The 6,243-nt window shown below is 60.2% G+C and carries 7 protein-coding genes; all 7 read left to right on the forward strand.

All coding sequences use genetic code 11. From position 1 onward, the window contains the following. Positions 1 to 192 precede the first annotated feature (192 nt). Positions 193 to 450 carry a carph-isopro domain-containing protein gene (locus ACESMT_RS17805; RefSeq protein ID WP_372827938.1) on the forward strand — a complete coding sequence of 86 codons (258 nt, stop codon included), beginning with the start codon at positions 193 to 195 and terminating at the stop codon, positions 448 to 450. A 7-nt stretch (positions 451 to 457) separates the two neighbouring features. After that, on the forward strand, positions 458 to 661 hold the full coding sequence (locus ACESMT_RS17810; RefSeq protein ID WP_372827939.1) for a MarR family transcriptional regulator: 204 nt from the start codon (positions 458 to 460) through the stop codon (positions 659 to 661). Continuing rightward, positions 658 to 2,079 (forward strand): DEAD/DEAH box helicase, encoded by a 1,422-nt coding sequence (locus ACESMT_RS17815; RefSeq protein ID WP_372827940.1) that lies wholly within the window; start codon positions 658 to 660, stop codon positions 2,077 to 2,079. Before ACESMT_RS17810 ends, ACESMT_RS17815 begins: the two co-directional genes overlap by 4 nt. Continuing rightward, on the forward strand, positions 2,076 to 2,336 hold the full coding sequence (locus ACESMT_RS17820) for a hypothetical protein (RefSeq protein ID WP_372827941.1): 261 nt from the start codon (positions 2,076 to 2,078) through the stop codon (positions 2,334 to 2,336). The genes ACESMT_RS17815 and ACESMT_RS17820 overlap by 4 nt, the downstream gene beginning before the upstream one ends. Positions 2,337 to 2,350: 14 nt before the next feature. Beyond that, positions 2,351 to 2,656: a VRR-NUC domain-containing protein gene (locus ACESMT_RS17825; RefSeq protein ID WP_372827942.1), complete on the forward strand. Its 306-nt coding sequence runs from the start codon at positions 2,351 to 2,353 to the stop codon at positions 2,654 to 2,656. 223 nt (positions 2,657 to 2,879) lie between these two features. Continuing rightward, a complete protein-coding gene (locus ACESMT_RS17830) occupies positions 2,880 to 5,426 on the forward strand; it encodes a phage/plasmid primase, P4 family (RefSeq protein WP_372827943.1) in 2,547 nt (848 codons plus the stop codon). 297 nt (positions 5,427 to 5,723) lie between these two features. After that, the coding region (locus tag ACESMT_RS17835) for a ParB/Srx family N-terminal domain-containing protein (RefSeq protein WP_372827944.1) at positions 5,724 to 6,243 on the forward strand (520 nt) is incomplete at its 3' end.

The raw sequence follows: 6,243 nt of genomic DNA on the forward strand, positions 1-6,243 counted from the left end.
GGGTTAAAGCCGCGCCCAAAAAGGGCGCCAAGGCTTGCTGAATGATTGGGTGGGCGTTGTGCATTTAAAACCTCGTTTAGTGTTGCAATAAACCAATCATGCCATCAAAAATCGTGGCTTGCAATTGGTTTGCGTGGGTTTTTCTGATTTATTTTATTTTCGGTGTTGCTTTTTACGCTACACTTTTGCACCATGAATGCAGAAACCAAAGACCCTCTTGCCCAGACCCCGGCCGACAAGTGCATTCTTGCCTTTGGTGGCGTTCGCAAGCTGGCCCGAGCTTTAGGCCGAAACCCCAGCTCAGTAGTGCGCTGGCGAAAACCCAAAGACGAGGGCGGCAGTTCCGGCGCCGTGCCGTCGTCCCTCCAAGGGAAAATCCTGGCCCTTGCGTTGGCCCGGGGTATTGCGCTGTCCGCTGATGACTTGATCTTGCGCAGCGCCAAGGACTAGCCTTGCAATGAGATCTGATCGAGTTACCGACCGACTGGTGCTGGCCGTGATTTCGCACGCCGAATACGAGATGCCTCGCGACATTTCAGCCAGGCTCAAGCGTCGCCGCATCAACAGCTCGCTTGGCAGGCTGATCCGCGCCGGTCTGCTTGAGCGTGTGCCCGGGCCTACCTGTTTTATGTACCGATCTAAGCAGGAGCGAATGCTGTGAAAATAATTACACCTCGCCCACGACAAGAAAAAGCCATTGAGGACTTGCGCGCCGCTTATCGACGTGGGTTTAAGGCGCCAGTCATGATTGCCCCCACCGGCTTCGGAAAGAGCGCAACGGCGATCTGCATGATTCAAAGTGCGATCGAAAAGGGAAAGCGCGTCTGGTTCATCGCCCACCTTAAAGAAATATTGCGGGACACCAGTCACCGGCTGACCGACGCCGACATCCCCCACGGCTGGATCGCGGCTGGTCAAGACGGAAACCACCGCCAGGCTGTGCAGGTGGCCATGGTGCAAACCCTGGTCCGGCGCTTGGACCGGTTCCAGCCGCCCGATCTGATCATTGTGGATGAGGCGCACTTGGCTGTGGCCAACACCTATCAGCAGATTTTCGAGTGGGCTGGCGCTGGACCCAAGTTCAAACGACCAGGCGGCGCGCATCTGCTGCACTTAACCGCAACGCCCTGCAGGCTTGATGGGCGCGGCCTGGGTGAGGTGGCCGACATTCTGGTGCCGACCTGCAGCACGCAAGACTTGATCGACGAGGCGCTTCTGGCGCCCATCCGGTACTACGCGCCCAGCGAGCCAGACCTGTCTGGCGTGCATACCAGCATGGGCGACTTCAATCAAGGCGAGTTGGCCGAGGCGATGGACAAGCCCGTTATCACCGGCTCGGCTGTGCAGCACTACCGCAAGCTCGCCCACGGTCGCCCGGCTGTGGCGTTTTGCGTCACTGTTGAGCACGCCAACAACGTCGCCGAGCAGTTCCGCCAGGCCGGCTACCGGGCGCTGGCCATCAGTGGCGAGTCGGGAGGTACCGAGCGCGACGCCGCGCTGCAAGGCTTGCGAGACGGCAGCCTGGACGTGGTTTGCAACTGCGCCCTTTGGGTGGCTGGCGTCGATGCCCCATCCATCGGCTGCATCATTCAGCTCGCCCCAACGCAGTCGGTCGTGAAGTACCTGCAATCCGTTGGGCGCGGCCTGCGCACGTATCCAGGCAAGACCGACTGCTTAATTCTTGATCACGCCGGCAACGTCAAACGCCACGGTCTTCCGACCGACTTGCGCGAGTGGACGCTGGAGCCGGCCGAGAAAAAGAAGTCCTCCAAAAAGTCCGAGGTGCCCGTTAAAACTTGCCCAGTCTGCTTTGCCACCATGCCCTCAGAAGTCACAGACTGCTCGTGCGGCCACCACTTCGAGCCTGTTGCCCGCGAGATCGAGCACGTCGACGGCGAGCTGGAGGAGATCACTACAGCGGCCAAAGCTGAGGCGGTTAAAACCCGCAAAGCCGAGCAGGGCAGGTCTCAAACGGAGGCGGACCTGATACGCATCGGTCGCGCACGAGGCATGAAAAGGCCAGAGCTTTGGGCAAGGCATGTGCTGCGTGCCCGGCACGCTAAGGAGGCCGCCCGGTGACCTGCCCCGCTTGCGACCACCCGCGCACCAAACTGATCGACGGCAGCGAGACCTGCACCTGGTCCCCAGCCTGGCGGTCAGAGTGCGAGGCCCGTGCTGTCTTGGCCATGCCCGACAAGCTCCAACGCCGCGAGTATTTGCGTGGCCGCGAGGAGGCGGGGAAAGTGGTCAAACGCGGCATCCTTCAGTTGCGCGGCGAGCAGGCGTGCCAGCAGCTTGAGGCTTTGGCTCGGCGTGTCTGGGATGCGCGGCGGTGAGTGAGGCTGATTTGATGCGCGCCATCATGGTTGCGCTCTCGGCCGATGGGCACTTTGTGGCCAGGGCCAACGTCGGTTTGTTTTTCACGGCAGACGGCCGCCCCGTAAAAACCGGATTACCCAAGGGCTTTAGCGACATTTTTGGCCACCGCAGCGCCGACGCACAGGCTTTTTATTTTGAGGTTAAAACCCCCACTGGCCGGGTCAGGCCAGAGCAAGCGGCGTTCATCGCAGCCATGCAAAAGCGTGGAGCCTTGGCGGCCATCGTGCGATCTGTTGCGGACGCTAGGCTGGCGATTACGGGTAAACCCCACGAATAAATTGTTTGCGGGTGTTGCGTTTTTCCGTTCACATGCCTTTATACTTTCCATGGGGCTTGACTAGTTTGATCAGCTGGTGACGAGGCCTGACCCTGGCGAGGGCTGCCCCACCTTTTACTGATTCGGCGAAAGGTATTTTTCGCCAGCCCACAGAAGCCAGGTAATGCAACGAACAAAAACCACGGGGTCGAGGGACCCCATTTCCCTTGAAACAGCGGAGCGCATGCTCTCTTACGTGCGCGGAGTCGATGAGCGAGACGTTTGGGTCAAGATGGCTTTCATTTTCCGGGACGAGTTCGGTGAGCCCGCCTTTGATGCCTGGGACGCCTGGAGCCAGCAAGGCGCCAATTACATCAGTCAAAACGCCCGCGACGTCTGGAAGTCTTGCAAGCCCGGCGGCAGCGCAAACCGCGCCACAGTCGGCACTTTGATTGCCCTGGCCAAAGATGGTGGTTACAAATCAACAGCCGATGACCGCAGGCCGGTCGACCCAGATGAAAAAGCCCGCCGCGTCGCAGAGCGCGACCAGCGCATGGCAGCCGTGGAGGCTCAGGCGCAGATCGATCGTGAGGCATGCGCCACCCGCGCGGCCGATATGTGGGCACGGGCCGGCGAGACCGAAGGCCACCCCTACCCGCCCCGCAAGCTGATCCACCCCGAGGGCGCCCGGATGCTGGGCAACGAGCTGCTGGTACCCATGCGGCACGGCCCAGGCGAGCTGGTCGGCCTGCAGCGCATCAAGCCCGACGGCGCGAAGCTGTTCCTCAAGGGCACGCCCTCGGCCGGTGCCTACACGGTGCTCGGCAAACCCAAAGACATCGTGGTAATCGCCGAGGGCTGGGCGACCTGCTGCTCCATTCGCATGGCCACCACCCACTGCACGGTGGTCGCCTTCCACGCCGGGAACTTGGGGAACATCGCCCGCAAAATACGCGCCGCCCTACCCGGCGTACAACTGATCATCGCGGCCGACGACGATTTTCAGACCGACGGCAACCCGGGTGTCACCCACGCGCGCCAGGCGGCCCAAGAGGTCGGCGCCCTTTTGGCCATCCCGGTCTGGTCGGCTCCACGCGAGACGGGCACGGACTTCAACGACCTGCACGCGGCTGAGGGGCTGGAGGCGGTCAAACACTGCATTGCCCAGGCGGGCGAGCCCATCGATCCACCGGCCGAGCTGGAGCCGGATTACGACGAAGCCCCACCTTGGGATGATATTCCGCCCGACTTCGACAACGCGCCCATCCAGGATGTATCGGATTACGCCGGCATGACCCCGCCGCCGTCCGAACCCCCTAAAAAGCTCGACCGCACGCCGCCCGAAGATAGCGAGCAGCCGATGATTTTTATCAGCTCCCCAATGAAGTCTGCTGAGCTGTTCCACGACACCCTGCCCGAGAAGGGCCGCATCATTCACTGGCGCGGCGAGTTCTATAGCTGGGACACCACGCGCTACATCACCCGGGACCGGGTCTATATCGACCAGCGCTTGTATCACTTCATGGCCAAGTGCCTGACCTTAAAAACAAACCCCAAGACGGGCTTCAGCGAGGAGGTGGCCTTCAACCCCAAGACCTCCAGCGTCAACGATGTCGCCCACGCCTTGCGCGCTGTCTGCTACGCCGACCTGCCCGAGCCTCAGGTCTGGATCGAGCCCCAGCCCGGGGACCACCCGCCGCACGAGATCGTGGCCTTCAAAAACGGCTTTCTGCACCACCCGACCCGTACAATCCAACCCTCCACAGACCGGCTTTTCTGTGTCTCATCCTTGGACTTTGAATACGACCCAGGCGCACAAGAGCCGGTTGAGTGGCTGAAATTTCTCAAAAGCCTCTGGCCGGACGATCCCGAGTCGATCGCCACCCTGGCCGAGATGTTTGGCTACCTGCTCACCGACGACACGGTCCAGCAGAAAATGTTCATGCTGATCGGCCCACCGCGCTGCGGCAAGGGCACCATCCTTCGCATCCTTGAGGCCCTGGTCGGCTACTCCAACCGGGTCAGCCCCAGCCTGGCCTCCTTGGGCACGCAGTTCGGCCTGCAGCCCTTGATCGGCAAGCGCCTGGCCATGATCTCCGACGCCCGCCTCTCCGGCCGGGCCGACCAGCAGCCGATCGTTGAAAACCTGCTGCGCATCTCAGGCGAGGACACGATCACGATCGACCGCAAGAATATGACCGCCTGGTCCGGCAAGATGGCCATCCGCTTCGTGCTGGCCTCCAACGAGCTGCCTGCCTTCTCAGACGCCTCGGCAGCGCTGGCCAACCGCTTCTTGCCCTTCAAGTTCAACACCAGCTTTTTGGGCAAAGAAGATCACGGCCTGACCTCCCGCCTGCTCAAGGAGCTGCCCGGGATTGTCATCTGGGCGCTCGAGGGTTTGGCCCGCCTGAACCAGCGCGGCTACTTCCAGCGGCCCACCTCGGCCGACGAGCTGGCCTCCGATTTGGTCGACCAGACCAGCCCCATCCGGTCGTTTGTTCAGGAGGTTTGCGTGGTCAGCGAGCAGGCCCAGGCCAACCGGGACGAACTTTTCAAAGCCTGGAAGACCTGGTGCGAGGCTCAAGGGCGGGACCACGCCGGCACAAAAGTCTCGTTCGGTCGCCAGCTTTCGGCTGCATTCCCGGGCGTAAAACGGAGCCAACCACGGGCCGTTGGCACAGGATACGAGGCCGATGCATCCGGTGCCAACAGCGGTTTTGGCACAAGATTGAACCTTTACACCGGAATTCGACTGCGCCATGACTGGGAGACGGAGGCCGATCCTTTTTGATTTTGACGTTTGGCACAGGATAAAGCTGTGCCGGTGCAAGTTGGCACAGCTTTTTTCATCAACAAAAAACCGCTGCAACCCTTTGATTTCATTAGCTTTTTTACTTTTGGCACAACCATGCACAGGATATAACGCCTATAATCATGATGTGCGCACACACACATGCGCAATGAAGAATAGGAGCGGAGTAGGGTTTTTGGCGAAACCACCTGTGCAATCCTGTGCCAGAGCCATATGTTGCATAATTTGCAACCATCAACATCTCCAAACAATCACCCCTTCAAAACAGGAGCCCGCATGAAAAAACAGCCCACTGAATTGCATCAAGAAATCACCGCAGAAACATTAACCGTAAACCCTTCCGACAAAGTTGAGCAATTGCCCATCGAAAATCTTATCCCCTACGCGCGAAACAGCAGAACGCACAGCGATGAGCAAGTGGCCCAGATTGCAGCGAGCATTCGGGAGTTTGGTTTTACGAACCCGATTTTGGTTGACAAAGAAAACAGCATCATTGCTGGCCACGGCCGCGTTCAAGCGGCGCGAAAGTTGGGGATGACTGAGGTTCCCTGCATCAGGCTCGGCCACCTCACAAAAACGCAAGTAAGGGCGCTGGTCATCGCCGACAACCGCCTCGCCCTAAACGCCGGCTGGGACAACGACATGCTGGCTACCGAGTTCCAAGACCTACTGGACCTCGGTTTCGATGTTGGCCTCACCGGCTTCTCGCCAGACGAGATTGATGCCCTGATGCCACTGGAGCTCGAAGCGGGCCTTACGGACCCGGACGACGCGCCAGAGGCCCCAATAAACCCCA

The sequence above is a fragment of the Polaromonas sp. genome (assembly GCF_041689105.1).
Lineage (GTDB): Bacteria > Pseudomonadota > Gammaproteobacteria > Burkholderiales > Burkholderiaceae_C > Polaromonas.

What these genes read in the sequence shown, in the direction of transcription:
- ACESMT_RS17805 (WP_372827938.1), top strand. Translation starts at nt 193, where the DNA reads ATGAATGCAGAAACCAAAGACCCTCTTGCCCAGACCCCGGCCGACAAG.
- ACESMT_RS17810 (WP_372827939.1), top strand. Translation starts at nt 458, where the DNA reads ATGAGATCTGATCGAGTTACCGACCGACTGGTGCTGGCCGTGATTTCG.
- ACESMT_RS17825 (WP_372827942.1), top strand. Translation starts at nt 2,351, where the DNA reads ATGCGCGCCATCATGGTTGCGCTCTCGGCCGATGGGCACTTTGTGGCC.
- ACESMT_RS17830 (WP_372827943.1), top strand. Translation starts at nt 2,880, where the DNA reads ATGCTCTCTTACGTGCGCGGAGTCGATGAGCGAGACGTTTGGGTCAAG.